An 18,862-nucleotide genomic window follows, 5' to 3' on the forward strand; every position below is an offset into this window, starting at 1 on the left:
TTGGGAATTGGGAATTGGGAATTGGGAATTGGGAATTGGGAATTGGGAATTGGGAATGGAATAGACAAGAAATTTAATCACCAATGCCTTATTCTCATACCCTATGTCCTATGACTAATTAACAAGTTTTTCTGAAATCTCATGAAAATTCCACCTTTTGTACTTGCTTCAGCTTCCCCAGCCCGTCGCCGCTTGCTGCAAACTGTTGGTATTGAACCGATAGTTCGAGCTAGTGACTTTGATGAGTCGCAAATCCAATTAAGTGAGCCAGCAGAATTGGTCAAAACTCTTGCCCAATATAAGGCGGAAACTGTAGCCCCACAGTTTGAATCGGCTTTGATTATGGGTTGTGATTCAGTTTTGTCTATGAATGGTGAAATTTATGGCAAACCAGCAGACATTTCTGAAGCGATCGCTCGTTGGCAGATAATGCAAGGTAGCTTTGGTGACTTATACACAGGTCACGCCTTAATTGACCTTGACCAAAACCGCACAATAGTCAAGTCTCAAGTTACAAGAGTTTACTTTGCTCAAATGAGCGATCGCGCAATTCAAGCTTATGTTGCCACAGGTGAACCCCTCAAGTGTGCTGGAGCCTTTGCTATTGAAGGTTTTGGTAGTTTCTTTGTCGAAAAAATTGAAGGCTGTCACACCAATGTAATCGGACTCAGTTTACCCCTGTTACGGCACATGTTAGGGGAACTGGGATACGATGTAACTGATTTCTGGCAATAATCTTTTAGCTTTTGTCCAATGCCCAATGCCCAATACCCAATGCCCCATGCCCAATGCCCACTTTGCTTAATATTGCAACCTAGAACGGTGAGACGCAACAGGTTGTAGACTGAGCATTAGATCGCATTCCAAACTAGCTTATGTCATTTACTTCTATGCCCTCGCTGCGTGAGCAACAACATCCCCTAATTCGTCAGCTAGCTGATTGTATTGAGGCAGCTTGGCATCAGCACCTGGATCTATCGCCCTACCATTTGCCTGATGAGTTGGGGTATGTGGAAGGTAGACTAGAAGGTGAAAAACTGACGATTGAAAACCGTTGCTATCAAACGCCCCAGTTTCGGAAAATGCATTTGGAACTGGCGAAAATCGGAAATATGCTGGATATTTTGCACTGCGTCATGTTTCCCCGTCCAGAATACAACCTACCAATGTTTGGTTGCGATTTAGTTGGGGGTAGAGGTCAAATTAGTGCAGCGATCGCAGACCTTTCTCCTATCCAAGCAGAGCGCACCTTACCAGAATCTTATACTACAGCACTAACACAGCTAAGAGTGCTTAACTTTTCCCAACCCCGTGAATTACCAGAATGGGGAAATATTTTTTCAGATTTTTGCATCTTTGTGCGCCCCGGTTCCCCAGAAGAAGAAGCAATGTTTCTGTCACGGGTGCGAGACTTTTTAGACATTCATTGTACCCAAGCGATCGCTTCACATCCAGTTTCAGTTGAACAAGTTACACAAAATCTTGCCGGACAACACAATTACTGCACCAAACAGCAGCAAAACGATAAAACCCGTCGCGTACTAGAAAAAGCCTTTGGCCCAGTTTGGGCAGAAAATTATATGACCACAGTTTTATTCGATCTCCCAACTTAATCATCTCCCCATCTTAACCATCTGTAGGTTCTGTTACGTTTTCGCCTAACAGATAAATGTAGAATTCATTCAACGACAGTTTAATGGAGTCCCAAAATAACAACAGGGAGAATAGTCAGGCCGCTTCTCTACGAGACGCTACGCGAACGTTTTAATTCGTAATAGAGCCTCCGGCACGCTCCGCGTTAAGCGAAGCCATGCCGCAGGCTTTACGTAATTCGTAATTAATACCCCATAACTAAAGTTAGGGGGTTGTATTCTGAATTAATTAAGTAGGAATTACGTTAGTGAGTCCGCGTACTCGTTCTCTACGAATTACGAATTATTTTGGTGTGAGCAACTAAATACAGCTAACTCATTGACTAGAAAGCTAAGGAAACTCTGATGTTAGGAATGCTCAAATTGACAGATATTTTTTAGTTAGTTAATCATTTATTCGCTAAAGGAAGACTAACTTTTGTAGCAAGATTGTATCCAAAAAAGGTAACAGTCTATTTTTGATGTTTCTTTTGAATTTTGTGACTAACTGTAGGCTTAGTGGATGTAGCAGTACAGTATCGCATCATACCATTTTGGGATTTTGTGTAGAGACGAGATATATCGCCTCTCTATATCTAGACTCATACTGTTTGTGAATTCTGCCAATTTTCATTGCACTCATGTCTCAATAATACTCAGAGTTATTGAATAGCCAGCTTACTATAGCGCTTCTCGGTTTCAATACAGACCTAACCCCCAGCCCCTTCCCTACGAGCGTTGGGGAGTAAGTAAGCGTCAAAGCCTCTCTTCTTTTAGAAGCTACGGTGTACACACAAGTATGACCAGTATAGGTTTCAACTCTTTTAGTGGTTTCGTAGGGTGTGTTATGGACACGCCGAAATAACAAATGAGTCCGCCGAAATAACAAATGAGTCCGCCAAAATAACAAATGAGTTCTCCGAAATAACAAATGAGTTCTCCGAAATAACAAATGAGTCCGCCGAAATAACAAATGAGTCCGCCGAAATAACAAATGAGTCCGCCGAAATAACAAATGAGTCCGCCGAAATAACAAATGAGTCCGCCGAAATAACAAATGAGTACGCCGAAATAACAAATGAGTACGCCGAAATAACAAATGAGTACGCCGAAATAACAAATGAGTACGCCGATTTATAGAAAACACCATTTTGCAAAACCATAGTGTTGAGCGTTGATCGCGCAATGAATTTAAAGCCATACCCAGCTTTAAACCACTGTTGTTTGTCCTAAGCAGCTGGCTGTTGATTAAAAACCCTTTTATTTTTACTTCCATCAGCACAATTCAGATAAATGGGCAACATACTATGTCAAGGGTGACTGAAAAGCCAAAGCCAACAGAGCAGGCACTTAATCAAGAACAACCTAAGATTTGGTGGGGTATCGCTATAGCCGTGCCAGTAGTAATCGCTGCGGGGATACTAGGTACGGCGAAAGTTGAGCAGCTGAGAAAACTAACTACATCTGCCCCCGTAATGCCATCTAGCAATAGCATTAGTGCTGTAGGGCGTTTGGAACCACGAGGCGAAGTTGTTAAATTGTCCGCCCCATCATCAGGATTATCGCCATCATCACGCATTCAGCAACTTTTGGTGAGAGAGGGAGAACAGGTAAAACAAGGGCAAATTGTGGCAATTTTGGATAACCGCGATACCCAAATAGCCGGACTAGAAGAAGCAAAAGCCAAAGTGCAAGAATCCCGTGCCAATTTAGCGCAAGTTAGGGCTGGATCTCCAAGAGATATTCAAGCCCAAAGAGCAGTTGTTGCTCGTCTACAAGCGCAGTATCTTGGCGAAAGGGATGGTCAACAAGCAACAATCGCGCGGATTGCAGCCCAGTTAAGTGGAGATAAACTCGTCCAACAAGCAACAGTAAATCGCCTGGAAGCTGAACTCAGTGGGCAAAGAGAAACTCTGAGAGCAACGCTTACACGGATTAAAGCCCAACAGCGCAATGCCCAAGTTGATGCTGGACGCTATGATTTTTTATACAAAGAAGGTGCGATTTCTCAGCAAGAGCGGGATACTAGACGCTTAAGTGCAGTAACTGCTAATCAGCAAGTGGCTGAAAGCCAAGCTACCCTAAAGCAGACATTAGCAACTGTACGACAGCAAGTTGCTGAGGCTAGAGCTAACCAAATACAAAATTTAGCAACTTTGCAACAGCAGCTAATCGAAGCCAAAGTTAACCGTGACAAAACTTTAGCAACTTTGCAAAGACAAATCGATGAAGAAAAGGCCAAACTGAGCAGACTTATGGATGTGAGTCCTACCAATGTGCAAGTAGCGCAAGCTCAAGTTAGTAATGCGATCGCAAATGTCAGAAAAGCCGAAGCAGAACTAAGGTTAAGCTACGTTCAAGCACCAATTGCTGGAGAGATTTTAAAGGTTTACACCAAGTCAGGCGAAGCCATAGGTGCAAATGGTATTGCTGAAATTGGACAAACCAGCCAAATGTATGTGATTGCTGAAGTCCCTGAAGACAGCATTGGTAAAGTGCGTATTGGTCAAAACGCCACTATCAGCAGCGACAATGGAGCATTTAGCGACGAATTAAAGGGAACTGTCACTGAAATTGGCAGAAAAATTGGTAAAAAAGACGTGCTAAATACAGATCCAGCAGCAGATGTAGATGCCAGAGTTGTAGAAGTAAAAATTGCTCTACCTCCAGAATATAGCCAGAAAGTATCTGGTTTAACTTACGCTAAAGTTTTGGTCGAAATTAATAACTAACCAAGTTATAGGTGAACAGTACTACCAATTTGTAATTTGATATTTTGGATGGAACATATTTTTAATTACGAATTCAAATTACGAATTACGTTTGCGGAGCGTGCCGGAGGCTCTATTACGAATTACTCTCCCTGTACTTGGATGCCTATAATATGAGTAAAAAAATACCTTTATCTTGGTTACAACTTACAAGAGAAAAAACTCGCCTAGCTGTGGCTTTGGCAGGAATTTCTTTTGCTGATATTTTAATGTTTATGCAACTCGGTTTTCGGGATGCTTTGTATTATAGTAACGTTAGATTTCATAACAGCTTACAGGGCGATATTGTTTTGATCAATAGTCAATCTAGCGCTGTTCTGGCAATGAGAAGCTTTTCTCAAAGACGGTTATATAAAGCTTTAGATTTACCCGCAGTCCAATCAGTACATCCTATATATTTAGATTTTACAATCTGGAAAAATCCTGTAACAGGTCGTCCTCGTAGTATCCTGATATTTGGAATGAATCCAGAAACTAACATAGTTAACTTGCCTGGAGTTCAAGAAAATTTAGATAAACTTAAACTGCCTGATGTAGTTCTATTTGACCGTTCTTCTAGGGTAGAATATGGGCCTATTGCGGCTAATTTTAGCCAAGGAAAGACTGTAGCAGCAGAAGTACGAAGACGGCAAATTAAAGTAGGGGGACTATTTACATTAGGGGCATCATTCGGTGCAGATGGAAATTTAATTACGAGTGATATTAACTTTCTGCGGATATTTAGTAATCGTCAACGAGGATTAATTGATATTGGGCTGATTAGATTAAAGCCGGGAGCAGATGCTCAAGTAGTTACCCAAGAATTACGAAAATATTTACCTAAAGAAGTTAATGTTTTAACCAAGCAAGAATTTATTGATTTTGAACGTAATTATTGGGCAAATAGTACAGCTATCGGATTTATTTTCACATTAGGGACTGTCATGGGTTTCATTGTAGGAACTGTGATTGTTTATCAAATTCTTTATACAGAAGTTGCAGATCATTTAGCTGAGTACGCTACTCTCAAGGCAATAGGTTATACACAAAATTATTTATTGATGGTTATTCTTCAAGAGGCTTTACTGTTAGCAGTATTAGGATATTTTCCTGGAATTGTTTTTTCATTATTTATGTATAACAGCGCCAAAGATGCAACTCTCTTACCAGTTTTCATGAGTTTTGACCGTGCCGTAATGGTGTTAATTTTAACTATACTTATGTGCATTATTTCTGGTGCGATCGCAGTCCGAAAACTACGTTCCGCCGATCCAGCAGATATCTTTTAATTAATTCAATCTTAATTAAAATTTACTGTTAATAAATATAACTTATGATTGATGGTTAAGAAAACCTACTTTCCGATTCAAGCTTCAGTTACATTTTGAAAATCCTAACTTATAAGTAACAAAAATATGATGGAAAAAGAACCTGTAATTGCCATTAAAAATCTCAATCACTACTATGGTAAAGGCTCACTGAGAAAACAGATATTATTTGACATCAACCTAGAAATTTATTCGGGTGAAATTGTAATTATGACCGGGCCATCAGGTTCAGGTAAAACTACATTACTGAGCTTAATTGGTGGTTTGCGGTCTGTACAAGAAGGAAGTTTAAAATTTTTAGGCGAAGAACTCGTTGGTGTCAGTCAAAACAAACTAGTACAGATGCGACGTAAGATTGGTTATATTTTCCAAGCTCACAATTTGCTAGGTTTTTTGACTGCAAAGCAAAATGTGCAGATGGCGGTAGAGTTGAATGATAATATCTCTCAAACAGAAGCAGTGGCTAAATCAAAAGCCATGCTGGGGTCAGTTGGTCTAGAAGACCGAGTAGATTACTACCCAGACAATCTTTCTGGTGGACAAAAACAAAGAATTGCGATCGCTCGCGCCCTAGTGAATCGCCCTCCACTAGTACTAGCAGACGAACCAACAGCCGCATTAGACAAACAATCAGGACGTGATGTTGTAGAAATAATGCAGAGTCTAGCCAAAAATCAGGGAACCACGATCTTATTAGTTACACACGACAACCGCATTCTAGACATAGCCGATCGCATCGTAGAAATGGAAGATGGTCTTTTAACTCGTAATTCTTCAAATAAGATCATTCAGTCATAACTCCCCAATCAGAAATTTCAACTCATAATTAACCCTTTCAAGGTGGGTAAAATTCTTGGACAATAATTCCTTTTTTCTCTGTGTTGCGCCAGGTGCTACAAACTCCTTCACCCCCGCAACGCACTGGCTTCTCTGCGCCTCTGTGGTTCAATAAAATACTTTTAAACCGCAGAGGCACAGAGAACGCAGAGATTTTAAGAGTTGCCTTGAAAGGGCTAGTAACCGTTTTCTTTTTCCTATGCCTTCGTCTACCTAAAAGTGAGAAGCTATATCTACGACAGACTACGCATCTGTCCTTTTTGCGTTACAAAATATTAAGCAAGGGAAATACAATATCCCTCAAGTCCAGTAGCAAGGCTGCGAGTCTCCATTAGAATCAGCCAGCCTTGCTAATATTCAAATACGGTAAGCTTAAATGCAGCAATTAGACACCAAATTAACTCTCAGTATATTTTGGCGGCAAGGGTTGGCGTTCCTACTAGGAATTATTATCTGGTGCGTGGCTAATCCTGCACTGGCAGTAGACTGGACTCATCCCCTGTCATTTAGCAATGCAGAGTTGTCAAGACGTGATTTTTCTGGTGACAGTTTGCAAGCTGCGGAGTTTTCTAACGCCAACATGGAACTGGCTAACTTTTCAAATGCTGATTTGCGGGGAGCAGTTATGAGTGCTTCAGTGATGACAAAAGCAAACCTTCACGGAGCAGATTTAACTAATGCAATGGTCGATCAGGTAAACTTGACTAAGGCAGATTTGAGTGATGCAGTTTTAAAAGAAGCTCTTTTGCTCCGCGCCATCTTTAATGATGTGAATATAGACGGTGCAGATTTTACAGATGCAATTTTGGATCGAGTGCAAATCAAAGAACTGTGTCAAAAAGCCAGTGGTGTGAATTCCAAAACAGGCGTGCAAACTCGTGATTCTTTAGGATGTCAATGAAACGTGTTGGTGTAATTGGTGGCGGACAACTTGCCTGGATGATGGCGGATGCAGCACAGAAGTTAGGAGTAGAGTTAGTAGTACAAACTGCTAGCGAACACGATCCGGCCGTGTCAATCGCTCAGGAGACTGTTTTCGCACCAGTTGATGATGCAAATGGTACAGAAATATTAGCTCAAAAATGTGATGTAATTACCTTTGAAAACGAATTTGTTAATCTGCAAGCTTTATCTATTTTAGCACAGCAAGGTGTTTGTTTTCGTCCCAGATTAGAAGCTTTAGCTCCTCTTTTAGATAAATATCATCAGCGTTGCTATTTACGTGATTTAGGCTTACCAGTTCCGCAATTTTTCGCCCTTGATGAGGTGGAAAATCTCCAATCAAAAATAGAATATCTAGGTTTTCCAGCAGTCTTAAAATCCCGCCGTCACGGTTATGATGGTCAAGGTACTTTCATAATTAAAGATTTTGCGACTTTAGAGCAAAAGCTAAGTTATGAAACTAAAACAAAACCTTTAAATAAATCACTTTTTTTGTTAGAAGAATTTGTCCCTTTTGAACGCGAACTAGCAATAATTGCAGCCCGTTCTGTGGAGGGAGAAATTGTCACTTACCCAGTGGTAGAAACTCAACAAGAACAACAAGTATGTCGGCGGGTGATTGTGCCTGTCCAGATTACGCCCAATCAAGTAGTAGAAATCCAAGCGATCGCACATACTCTATTAAATAGCCTAGAAGTAGTAGGACTTTTTGGAATTGAGCTATTTCTCAGAGCTGATGGCAAAGTACTGGTAAATGAAATTGCGCCCCGTACCCACAATTCTGGGCATTTTTCGATTGACGCTTGTGAAACTTCTCAGTTTGAACAGCACCTCAGAGCCGTTTGTGGTTTACCTTTAGGGAATCCGGCTTTGCAGTGCGCTAGTGCTGTGATGGTTAACCTGCTGGGGTATGAAGATTCTCACAGCGATTACCAAAGCCAGCGTCAACAAATAGCAGAAATTCCCCAAGCGCATATTCACTGGTACGGGAAGACAGAATCACGTCCTGGGCGCAAGTTGGGACATGTTACCGTTTTGCTGGACGATCAAAATAAAGAATCGGCAAGTGCCATCTCCCACATCATAGAATCTATCTGGTATCCCAGGTAAATTGATCAGAAACTTTCGGTGTTGAACACACAACATCTTTTGAAAAGCTATAATGAGTGAGTTGCACTACGACGTTGGTGACTGCCATCAAGTTTTTTGATCTATGCCTTTAATGACAAGGGAGTCAACTGTTCTCGTGGCAGTATACCGGGCATGTACCCGGAAACTTTAAACGAGGAATTTAGGTTCCCACCTGGATAAACCCAGGTCATAAACTTAGGTAAAACGGCGTCGCGGTGAACTTAAAATTATTAGCTCCTAAAGTCAGTTAGAACTTAGGAGCTTTAATTTTTTAATGGGGACTTCCAAAAAATAAATTATCCATTAGGGTCTGTTAGCGCCACACCCTTAAATTAGAGGTTGTTTTTAAAGTAGTTTGCTGTAATTTGAATCACATTATTACCCCCCTTAATCCCCCCTTTATAAGGGGGGAAACAAGAAAAATCTGGTTCCCTCCCCTTGTAAAGGGGAGGGTTAGGGTGGGGTAATAAATATTTGATACATCAATCATGACTTTTCAAACAACCTCTTAGACGTTAGAAATACTTGCTGATAAAAACAAAATCTGTATAACTTGATTCTAAATTAGGTATCGTTCAGAGTTAAGATGACAAAATTGCCTTAAATTGTGGTTAAAGCTACAAAAAATTGTCACAACAACTAACTAATAATATATTTCCAGCCTCGGTCTTCCGATTAGACAGTGGTTTAACGTTTATTCATCAAGAGATTTCCACTACTCCTGTAGTTGTAGCGGATGTTTGGGTGCGTGCTGGAGCAAGCATAGAGCCAAAACCGTGGTTTGGTATGGCGCACTTTTTAGAACACATGATTTTTAAAGGGACGGCGACGCTACCCCCTGGAATGTTCGATTCCCAAGTTGAAAACCGGGGTGGCGTAAGTAATGCAGCGACAAGTTATGATTATGCTCATTATTCACTCACCACAGCTGCACCTTATTTAAAAGATACTCTCCCCTACTTGGGAGAACTACTGCTGAATGCGGCAATTCCAGAAGACGAATTTAGCCGCGAACGGGATGTGGTGCTAGAGGAAATTCGCTCTTGTCAAGACGATTCCGACTGGATAGGATTTCAGGCTCTAATTCAAAGCATCTATCCGCATCACCCTTACGGACGTTCGGTGCTGGGTAGTGAGCAAGAACTGATGCAGCAATCACCAGAAGCAATGCGCTGTTTTCACCACGCTCACTATCAGCCGGAAAATATGACGGTAGTAATTGCCGGTGGTATAGCCCAGCAACCAGCTTGGGAATTAGTGAATCGTTCATTTACTGATTTTGCCGATCGCTCAAATTGTCCGCAGTTTGAGAAAGTGGCAAAGCCAGTAATAACAGGAATTCGCCGTCAAGAACTGCGTTTACCACGCATAGAACAAGCGCGATTGTTGATGGCTTGGCTAGTACCAGGAGTAGAAGAAATCCGTACTGGTTATGGTTTAGATTTATTGTCGGTGTTATTGGCAGAAGGGCGAACTTCGCGCTTAGTGCGTGATTTGCGAGAAGATTTGCAATTGGTACAAGGAATTTATAGTAGTTTTTCTCTACAACGGGAATCAAGTTTATTTACAATTAGTGCCTGGTTAGAACCAGAAAATTTGGAGGAAGTTGAGTCTTTAATTTGCGCTCATTTGGATGATTTGCAGACTGGAGGAGTTAGTGAACAGGAACTTGCTCGTACACGCAGGTTGCTGTGTAATGAGTATGCATTTTCTATTGAAACGCCAAATCAATTGACGGGGCTTTATGGATATTACAATACCATTGCCCAAGCTGAATTAGCTGTGACATATCCGCAGCAGATTCAGTCTTTTGATGCTCAAGAACTACAAAAATTAGCTAAACAGTATCTATCACTGGAAAATTATGCGGTTACTGTCCTTAAACCTTGTTAGTTATTGGGCATGGGGCATGGGGCATTGGGCATTGGGAATTGGTTTTTGACAAAGGACAAAGGACAAAGGACAAATGATAAATGACAAAGAACAAATGACAACCTTGCTGCAAAAATCATCTATACATCGCACCGTACTAAATAATGGCATTGTCGTGTTGACAGCAGAAAATCCTGCTGCGGATATTATTGCGGCGCGAATTTTTGTGCGTGCTGGTAGTTGTAACGAAAACCGGGAGCAAGCAGGATTGGCGCATTTGCTATCCGCAGTGATGACAAAGGGATGCGATGGACTTTCTAGCCTAGAAATTGCTGAAAAAATCGAGTCTGTAGGGGCAAGTTTAGGTGCGGATGCTGGCACTGATTATTTTTTGCTATCTTTCAAGACGGTGACATCCGATTTTGCGGAAATTTTAGCATTGGCAGGGTGGATTTTGCGATCGCCTACTTTTCCCGAAACTGAAGTGGAACTAGAACGCCGTTTAGCACTCCAAGATATTCGTTCCCAAAAAGAGCAACCCTTCAATGTCGCCTTTGAACAAATGCGGCAGGTAATGTACCAAAATCATCCCTACGCTATGTCAGTGCTGGGAGATGAAACCACGATGAGCAGCTTAACTCGCGCAGATTTAGTGGAATATCATCAAACTTATTTCCGCCCAGATAATGTAGTAATTAGTCTTGCTGGGAGAATCACACCCACTGATGCAGTCGCATTGGTAGAAGAAGTTTTTGCTGATTGGCAAGCACCAGTCCAAGCACTACCAATACTGAATTTACCTGAAATTAAGGTGGAACCACAGGTAAAGGTTAAGCCAGTACAGACACAACAATCAATCGTGATGCTTGGTTATTTGGGAACATCGGTAAATTCTGTTGACTACGCCGCCCTGAAGTTGCTGTGTACTTACTTGGGAAATGGGCTTTCTAGTCGCTTGTTTGTCGAATTGCGGGAAAAACGCGGTTTAGCTTACGAAGTATCCGCTTTTTATTCTACAAGGCTATTTCCAGCCTCATTTGTAGTTTACATGGGTACAGCACCCGAAAATACCAGCATTGCCCTAGAGGGACTGCGGACAGAGGTAGATTTATTGTCTACCGCCGAAGTCTCTGAAAGCGCCCTCCAAGCCGCTAAGAATAAGATTCTGGGGCAGTACGCCTTGGGTAAACAAACGAACGGGCAAATTGCTCAGATATACGGCTGGTATGAAATTTTGGGCTTAGGAATTGACTTTGACACCAAGTTTCAAGAATTGATTGCGGCGGTGAGTGCTAAAGATGCGATCGCAGCCGCAAGTAAGTATTTAAAATCACCTTATTTGTCTTTAGTTGGTCAAGAAGAAGCAATTAATGGTGCGATCGCGTAACTAAAAATTTGCGTAGGCGTAGCCTGCCGTAAACATCGTATAATGAAGCAGCTGTTTTTTAGACCAAGCGGTTGTACTATTAGCATGAGAATATTCTGGGAGTAAATTCCATGCAAAACAGCCTGACAGCAAGTATTTTGAGTTACTTAAAATTACTAGACCCCACTGTAAATCGCTGTAGAATGGAAAAACTGCAAAAGGTTTGCTGGCTAAAGAGGTCTAAATCTTTATCAGCCATTGAAATACTCTTGTTCTGGGCTACACCTCTGCTTATTGCCTCAACGCCTCTAGTATCAATTGCAGCACCACAAAAAATTGCTCAAGTCAATCCTGCTGACAGCATTAACCGCCCTATCCTCAAAGTTGGTAGCCAAGGCGAACGTGTATCTGAACTTCAGGCAGCCCTAAAACTTTTGGGTTTTTATTCTGGTGCCGTAGATGGTACATATAGTGAAAATACAGCTAGTGCTGTTGCCCGGTTTAAACAAGCAGCGGGTTTAAATCCAGATGGCATTGTTGATGCTAACACCTGGCAACGACTTTTCCCCAATCAACCAGTAGCAGCATCAACTGTCCCTTCATCCCAACCAAGATTTAACTCAGCTACAAATTTTCCTGTCCCAACCCAGGCTAGCAACGTCACCAACGTTGTAAATCCTAACCCCAACCCCCCAAGAAAAGCTGTAACACAAGTTGCGAGTAGCCCTGAGCCAAGACCTGCTGCCCCAAGAAAAGCTGTAACACAAGTTGCGAGTAGCCCTGAGCCAAGACCTGCTACCCCAAGAAAAACTACAACTTCAAGTAGACAGAAAACGCCGAATCGGACTACATCAACTACTCGAACTCAATCAACTACACGGACTGGGCAAAATACTCGAACTCAGTCAAAAACAAGTACTCAGCGAACCCCTGGTATTCAATACACCTCAGAAGGATTGCCAATTTTGCGTATAGGATTACATGGTTCTGAAGTTCTTAAGTTGCAACAAAAACTGAAAAAGCTTGGTTTATTGAAAGGCGATGCCGATGGAGACTTTGGCGAGACAACCGAGACTGCTGTAAAAGCAGCACAAAAACGCTATGGTTTAGAAGCTGACGGTGTAGTTGGTGGCTCTACCTGGGAGGTTCTTTTGCGGCGTTAGCCTTGTTAGGGAGCGTCTTTTTTGCCTCTAACCAAAGGCGCAAACAAGATGCTTCAAAGTTATGAACTTATTTCTTTTTTGGAAACCTCCAAGGTACAGAGGTTTTTTAACTTCAATAAACCTCTGTACGGATTTTGCGCTTACAGAAATTTTTATGAATTTAATGCGGTACATCCTGCAATAGGATAAAGATACACCTATGAGAAGTATCTTTATGCCAGGACAGAAAAATTACGTTACTACAAAACATAATGGCAACTTTGAAAGTCAAGCACAAAGACACCCAATAGTGTTAAAAATTACACCTGGCAACAGTGAAATTAATTAAACTTACTGCTAATTCCTCTAAAAAAACTTATGCAACACTTTTTATTAACTTGGCTCGGTACTGCGGTAGCGTTATTTCTGACTGCTAATATCGTTCCGGGATTCTTTATTAAGAATTTTTTGACAGCCTTGGTTGCTGCTCTTGTTATTGGTTTGGTTAATGCATTTATTAGACCAATTTTGCGGATTTTGACATTTCCGATTACCTTGCTCACCTTTGGTTTATTTACATTGGTGATTAACGCTTTAACCCTTTGGTTAGCAAGTGCCTTAACTCCTGGTTCTGGATTTGAAATTCGGGGCTTTTTACCTGCTTTGTTAGGTTCAATTGTGCTAGCTATTGTTTCTAGCGTAATTAACTATTTTTTGAGAGTTGTTGAATAGAAAATTAGCAATTTGTAATACTCATATTTGAGGCTTGGGCAACAGCTAGTGTTACGGCTCTTGGTTGCCCTTGTAGCTGGAAAATTTGTTTAGGAAGCAAAAGTTTCACTTCTAATACTTCTGTGCTGTTAAAAGGGGAAGCAGTTAGATTAGCTGCAAGAATAGCAGCCGCCTCTGCTACGCTAGGTGTACCTACTTTGTGATCGGTAATTGTCGCAGGGTTGGGGACACATACAGAACGAAGGATTTGGGCAGAAAAGGTTTTTAGAGGGAGATTGCGTAGACAACAAAGTTCTACTAAGCCAACTTCTGAGGCTTTAGTGTCAATGGTAGCAATCCCTGCGATCGCACTTTGACTAAGTTGATTTTCTCGAAAGGCTTGCTCAATTGCCCAATCAATCAATTGCCATGAGGTTCCCCGTTTACAACCGATTCCTACCCATAAAACCTGTTGCACTTGGTATATTTCCCTATTTTACTCCAACAGCCAACCAAATAAATCTCCTACTGTCAGCCTCAACTCACTTGCAAAATCTGGCACAGGAATTAAAGCTTCTAGTTCATCCAACATGATTGGCTGTTGATTGCGGATATACACAAATACCGTTTGTTCTTCTGGATCGATCAGCCAACCCATTTGTGTTTCATAATTCAAGCAATGCAGAATATTTTTTGTAACTTTCGTTTGTCTTTGATCGGGCGATAGAATCTCAATAGTCCAATCGGGATCTGCTTGGAAGACGTTGGCAACTTCACCATTTTGATCGCGAGGAATTCTTTGCCAAGTAAATACAGCAACATCTGGCACTATTGATCTTCCACCAAAAGTACACCGTAGTTCTGGAAAAGCACGAGCAATTCGCTTAGGCTTGACCGTTAAGTTGACAGTGCTAACGATTTCACCTTGAATTATACTGTGCTTTCCCTGTGGCATAGGTTTTTGAATAATTTGTCCATCGATGTATTCACTAGCGGGCTTTGTTTCCGGTAATATTAGAAACTCTACCAAAGTTATATTTTTTGATGTTGTCGGTACCATAAGCGATCGCCTCCAAGTCCAAAAATTATGATTAACGAACCGCCAAGACGCAAAGGACACCAAGAAGAAATTAACTTAACTCTTACTCAGCGCACCTTTCCGTTAAAAAATATTACATCCTCTCCAACACCTGAATTCCTAACAAAGATAATCCCAATTTCAGAGTTCTAGCAGTCAAATCACATAAAACCAACCGGGATGTTCGCTGTGGTTCTTCCGCCTCCAAAACCTGAACTCCTTGATTCCGATCATAAAACTGATTAAACTTTTTACTCAGTTCGTACAAATACTCACATAAACGATTAGGCAACAAGTCTTGCTCTACACTACTAATAACTTCATCTAGTTGAAGTAAATATTTTGCCAGCGCTAATTCTGTTTCATGCTGCAATAGGACGGCATTATTTCCCAACTTGTTAAAGTTAATATTACCCTTACGGCTAATCCCCTGAACCCGCGCATAAGCATATAGCATATAAGGCGCAGTATTACCTTTGAAATCCAGCATTTTGTCGTAGTTGAAAATGTAATTGCTAGTGCGGTTTTGGCTTAAGTCTGCATACTTAACTGCACTGATCCCAACTACCCTAGCAACTTCATTAATGAATTCTTCAGTTTCTTGGCGTTCTTCTTCTTGTAATCTAGTTTTTAAGTCAGCATAGGCACGAGAAACAGCTTCATCTAATAAATCCCGCAACCGCACACTGTCCCCAAAACGAGTTTTGATTCTTTTACCATCTTCCCCTAACACCAACCCAAAGGGAATATGCACTAATTCCACATCATCGGGAATCCATCCAGCTTTGCGTGCTACCTGGAAAAATTGGGCAAAGTGGTTTGCTTGTCCAGAATCTGTTACATAAATTATCCGCTTTGCTTCATCCTGCTGAATCCGGTAGCGGAGGGATGCTAAATCAGTTGTAGCGTAGTTATAGCCGCCATCTGATTTTTGTACAATTAAGGGTAAAGGTTCACCTTCTCTATTTGTAAACCCTTCCAGAAAAACGCATTTTGCGCCCTGATTTTCTACCAGTAAGCCAGATTTTTCTAAATCTTCCACAACGCCAGATAGTAGAGGGTTGTAGAAAGATTCCCCACGTTCAATTAATTTGATATCCAGCAAATCATAAATTATTTGAAACTCCCGCCGCGACTGTTCGCATAGCAATTTCCAAGCATGGAGTGTATCTTCTGCACCCGCTTGTAATCTCACAACTTCTTGGCGTGCTGTTTCTTGAAAAGCTTCATCTGCATCAAACTGCAATTTGGCTTTGCGGTAAAAAGAGACTAAATCGCCAATATCTAAAGCATTAGCAGTGGTAAGCGCATCTGGGTAAACTTCCCGCAGATAGGCGATTAACATCCCAAATTGCGTACCCCAATCACCCACATGATTTAACCGCAACACATCATGTCCCAGAAATTCTAAAATCCGGGCGATGGAATCACCAATAATCGTAGAACGCAAGTGTCCGACGTGCATTTCTTTGGCAATATTCGGACTGGAAAAATCCACAATTTCCCGCTTCGGCGTTTTCGCGGCTGGAACTCCCAATCGGGGATCGGCTTGAATTTCGTTTAGTTGTGCTTCTAGATATACCGTTTTTAGTTTTAGATTGATAAATCCTGGCCCAGCAATTTCTGGCGGTTCGCAGATTTCGGATACATCTAGTTTCTCAACGATCGCAGCTGCGATCGCTCTTGGTTGTTTTCCTAACTTCTTACTCAGCGATAAAGCCACATTCGCCTGGTAATCACCAAATTTAGGATTGCTAGCAGAAACCAATATTGGATCTACTCCAGCGAAATCAGCGCCAAAAGCCGCGACTAAAGCCTGTTCAAGCTGAATTTTTAGTTTTTCTTGTGTAGCGTTCATATATAAATTTTATCTGTGAGAGAGGGAATGTAGCTCTGGAAAAGCTTGATTCTTCACTTGAGAAATCTGGAGATTCTGAAGAGAAATAAAAAATCAACACGCTGTTTGTAAAAGTATCTTTTTTGACAAAACTGCGTCTAGCTCATCATATTTTGCACTTTCAAGTCTTTATACGCCACGAGGTTGCTAGATATTAATAATAACCTTGCTGTTTTCACAGCAAAGTCTTAACGAAATAGCGACTTACCTTGAAGCGTTTTCGAGCCAATTTCTCTCTAAATTATCACAGGCATTGCTAAAAACTCAACTGCCCCAATGGTTTGATTGGCTGTGTTTCAAATAAAAAGGTACGTTACACTTCGTTAATGCACGCGATTAAGATGTTCCCAAAATGAGGAAGACTAATGCGTTATACAGTTGTGATTGAAAAGGGAGAAACTAGCTATAGTGCTTATGTCCCTGATTTACCAGGTTGTGTCGCCGTAGGTGAAACTTTAGAAGAAGTCAAGCAGATGATTGCAGAAGCTATTGAATTTCATATAGAAGGAATGCTAGAAGATGGTTTACCTATTCCTAAGCCTACAAGCATCGCTCATGAGGTTGAAGTTGCAAAATAATTATTTTCCAGCAGTACAAAAATTGTTAATAATTTTACATAGTTTATTCACTGTGTAACTGCAAGCCACACAGTGAATGAATTATAGGGAAGATGAAAGAATCGAGTTGTATTGAAGCCTTGCTCCTCCCGCCCAAGCAAGGCACAACTGACGGAAGCGATCGCCCCGCACCTCAAAATTGGGGTACTGATCGAAACTCGCACAAGCCGGAGATAGTAACACCACAGGCGCTTGATACTCCTTAGCTAATTCTGCTGCTCTCGAAACTGCCCTTTCCATAGTTTCCACAATGTGGTATGAATAATACCCTATTTCTTGGAGGCGTTGAGCAAATGCGGGTGCAGCAGAGCCAATCAATAATACAGCAACAGCTTTGGTTTGAATTTGTGCTAACCAGCCAGTATCATCACCTGCTTTAGCTTCTCCACCAGCAATTAAAATCGCTGGACTTTTCACAGATGCTAAACCAACTTCGGCAGCATCGTAGTTAGTGGCTTTGCTATCGTTAATGAAATCAATCCCTTCCCAAGTGCAGATATGCTCCAAACGATGAGCAACGCCGGGGAATTCACTAATTGCAAGTGCGATCGCATCACGATTAATTCCTGCTAATCTTGCCGTAGCTACTGCCATCAAGAGATTTTGCTGGTTATGCTCTCCCACCATTCGCAAATTAGATACTTTCACAATCGGTTCTGGTGCAGAGGTTGCACTCAACTTTTCCACAACCCAGCCATCGTTGATGTAAAAGCCTTTTTCGCTAATCAGGAAATCTTTTCCTTTGACACTTGTCCAATAGGCATTAGGCCAAGCATTTAAACCTTGTTGCCTCAAGTAGGTATCATCGCCATTGAACACTTGCAATTCTGACTGACGCAACAGCTTTGCTTTGATGTTGTAATAGTTTTCTAAAGTCTTATGGCGACTCAGATGATCCGGTGTGAAAGTCGTCCACACACCGATACGGGGTGCAAGAGAACTGGAAGATTCTATTTGATAGCTGCTAAGTTCCGCAATCACCCAATCAATACAATTTTGGATTGGAGTTTCCTCACCTATCCCCCTATCTCCAGTCCCCAGTCCCCTGCAAGATAGGGCAACTTCACAAGCTGCGTAGCCAATGTTACCGCAAGCGGGCGCGTCTAATTCTGCTGTTTGGAAAATGGCAGCAATTAAAGCTGTAGTAGTAGTTTTACCGTTAGTCCCGGTAATTCCTACCCAAGGTAGACTACGCAAATTTCGCCAAGCGAGTTCCATTTCACCAATGGTTTCAATACCTAATTGGCGTGCCTCAATTAATACGGGAATATCCCAAGGCACGCCAGGACTAACAACTATTAATTGGGGTAAATTATCACCGTTCAATTCTAGGGATTGGCCTAGTTTCACGGTTATTTGCTCGGCTGCGAGTTCTTGTTGTTGTTGGAGGAGGGTTTCGGAGGTATTGCCATCACTTAGCTCTACCTCCCAACCTTCCCGTTTCAACAATCTCGCCGCAGCAACACCGGACTTTCCCAATCCAATAACAGTAGCTCTAGGCATAGATTGCAGCAGAGTGTCCCTGGTTAAGCACTCCCTATAGTAGCGTCTCTTGGCAAC

The 18,862-nt window shown here is 41.6% G+C and carries 16 protein-coding genes and 1 other RNA gene; 13 read left to right on the top strand and 4 right to left on the bottom strand.

Going from position 1 to position 18,862, the window contains the following annotated elements; all coding sequences use genetic code 11:
* Positions 1-141 precede the first annotated feature (141 nt).
* The 12 genes from V7K38_RS03230 (at position 142) to V7K38_RS03285 (ending at position 13,731) form a co-directional block, all read left to right on the top strand.
* On the top strand, positions 142-735 hold the full coding sequence (locus V7K38_RS03230; RefSeq protein ID WP_334855401.1) for a Maf family protein: 594 nt from the start codon (positions 142-144) through the stop codon (positions 733-735).
* Positions 736-875: 140 nt separating this feature from the next.
* Positions 876-1,613 (top strand): phycocyanobilin:ferredoxin oxidoreductase, encoded by a 738-nt coding sequence (locus tag V7K38_RS03235; RefSeq protein WP_334855402.1) that lies wholly within the window; start codon positions 876-878, stop codon positions 1,611-1,613.
* Positions 1,614-2,938: 1,325 nt separating this feature from the next.
* Positions 2,939-4,363, top strand: a complete 1,425-nt coding sequence (locus V7K38_RS03240; protein WP_334855403.1) for an HlyD family efflux transporter periplasmic adaptor subunit — start codon at positions 2,939-2,941, stop codon at positions 4,361-4,363.
* Positions 4,364-4,515: 152 nt separating this feature from the next.
* Complete coding sequence (devC, locus tag V7K38_RS03245; RefSeq protein WP_334855404.1) at positions 4,516-5,670, top strand: ABC transporter permease DevC; 1,155 nt, start codon at positions 4,516-4,518, stop codon at positions 5,668-5,670.
* A 126-nt stretch (positions 5,671-5,796) separates the two neighbouring features.
* A complete protein-coding gene (locus tag V7K38_RS03250) occupies positions 5,797-6,507 on the top strand; it encodes a DevA family ABC transporter ATP-binding protein (protein ID WP_334855406.1) in 711 nt (236 codons plus the stop codon).
* Between the two features lie 415 nt (positions 6,508-6,922).
* Positions 6,923-7,447, top strand: a complete 525-nt coding sequence (locus V7K38_RS03255) for a pentapeptide repeat-containing protein (RefSeq protein ID WP_334855408.1) — start codon at positions 6,923-6,925, stop codon at positions 7,445-7,447.
* The gene (locus V7K38_RS03260) at positions 7,444-8,598 is read left to right on the top strand and encodes a 5-(carboxyamino)imidazole ribonucleotide synthase (RefSeq protein ID WP_334855514.1); all 1,155 of its coding nucleotides are present in this window, start codon (positions 7,444-7,446) and stop codon (positions 8,596-8,598) included. Before V7K38_RS03255 ends, V7K38_RS03260 begins: the two co-directional genes overlap by 4 nt.
* A 60-nt stretch (positions 8,599-8,658) precedes the next feature.
* Positions 8,659-8,842: non-coding RNA, 6S RNA (ssrS, locus tag V7K38_RS03265), on the top strand.
* Between the two features lie 428 nt (positions 8,843-9,270).
* Complete coding sequence (locus tag V7K38_RS03270; RefSeq protein WP_334855515.1) at positions 9,271-10,512, top strand: M16 family metallopeptidase; 1,242 nt, start codon at positions 9,271-9,273, stop codon at positions 10,510-10,512.
* A gap of 94 nt (positions 10,513-10,606) precedes the next feature.
* Positions 10,607-11,878, top strand: coding sequence for a M16 family metallopeptidase (locus tag V7K38_RS03275; RefSeq protein ID WP_334855517.1), 1,272 nt, complete (start codon positions 10,607-10,609; stop codon positions 11,876-11,878).
* A gap of 110 nt (positions 11,879-11,988) precedes the next feature.
* Positions 11,989-13,020: a peptidoglycan-binding domain-containing protein gene (locus V7K38_RS03280; RefSeq protein WP_334855410.1), complete on the top strand. Its 1,032-nt coding sequence runs from the start codon at positions 11,989-11,991 to the stop codon at positions 13,018-13,020.
* Positions 13,021-13,377: 357 nt separating this feature from the next.
* Positions 13,378-13,731 carry a phage holin family protein gene (locus tag V7K38_RS03285; RefSeq protein ID WP_334855412.1) on the top strand — a complete coding sequence of 118 codons (354 nt, stop codon included), beginning with the start codon at positions 13,378-13,380 and terminating at the stop codon, positions 13,729-13,731.
* 4 nt (positions 13,732-13,735) lie between these two features.
* On the opposite strand, the gene V7K38_RS03290 is transcribed toward V7K38_RS03285, so the two are convergent.
* The 3 genes from V7K38_RS03290 to argS form a co-directional block, all read right to left on the bottom strand.
* Entirely contained in the window at positions 13,736-14,188 is a 453-nt protein-coding gene (locus tag V7K38_RS03290; protein WP_334855413.1) for a cobalamin biosynthesis protein, read from the bottom strand.
* An 18-nt stretch (positions 14,189-14,206) separates the two neighbouring features.
* The gene (locus V7K38_RS03295; RefSeq protein ID WP_334855414.1) at positions 14,207-14,770 is read right to left on the bottom strand and encodes a Uma2 family endonuclease; all 564 of its coding nucleotides are present in this window, start codon (positions 14,768-14,770) and stop codon (positions 14,207-14,209) included.
* Positions 14,771-14,882: 112 nt separating this feature from the next.
* Positions 14,883-16,646 carry an arginine--tRNA ligase gene (gene argS / locus V7K38_RS03300; RefSeq protein WP_334855415.1) on the bottom strand — a complete coding sequence of 588 codons (1,764 nt, stop codon included), beginning with the start codon at positions 16,644-16,646 and terminating at the stop codon, positions 14,883-14,885.
* A gap of 404 nt (positions 16,647-17,050) precedes the next feature.
* On the opposite strand from argS, the gene V7K38_RS03305 reads away from it, so the two are divergent.
* Positions 17,051-17,263 (top strand): type II toxin-antitoxin system HicB family antitoxin, encoded by a 213-nt coding sequence (locus V7K38_RS03305; RefSeq protein ID WP_334855416.1) that lies wholly within the window; start codon positions 17,051-17,053, stop codon positions 17,261-17,263.
* Positions 17,264-17,344: 81 nt separating this feature from the next.
* On the opposite strand, the gene murD is transcribed toward V7K38_RS03305, so the two are convergent.
* Complete coding sequence (murD, locus tag V7K38_RS03310) at positions 17,345-18,805, bottom strand: UDP-N-acetylmuramoyl-L-alanine--D-glutamate ligase (protein WP_334855418.1); 1,461 nt, start codon at positions 18,803-18,805, stop codon at positions 17,345-17,347.
* Positions 18,806-18,862 lie beyond the last annotated feature (57 nt).

The organism is Nostoc sp. (assembly GCF_036917465.1).
In the GTDB taxonomy this organism is placed as follows: domain Bacteria; phylum Cyanobacteriota; class Cyanobacteriia; order Cyanobacteriales; family Nostocaceae; genus Nostoc.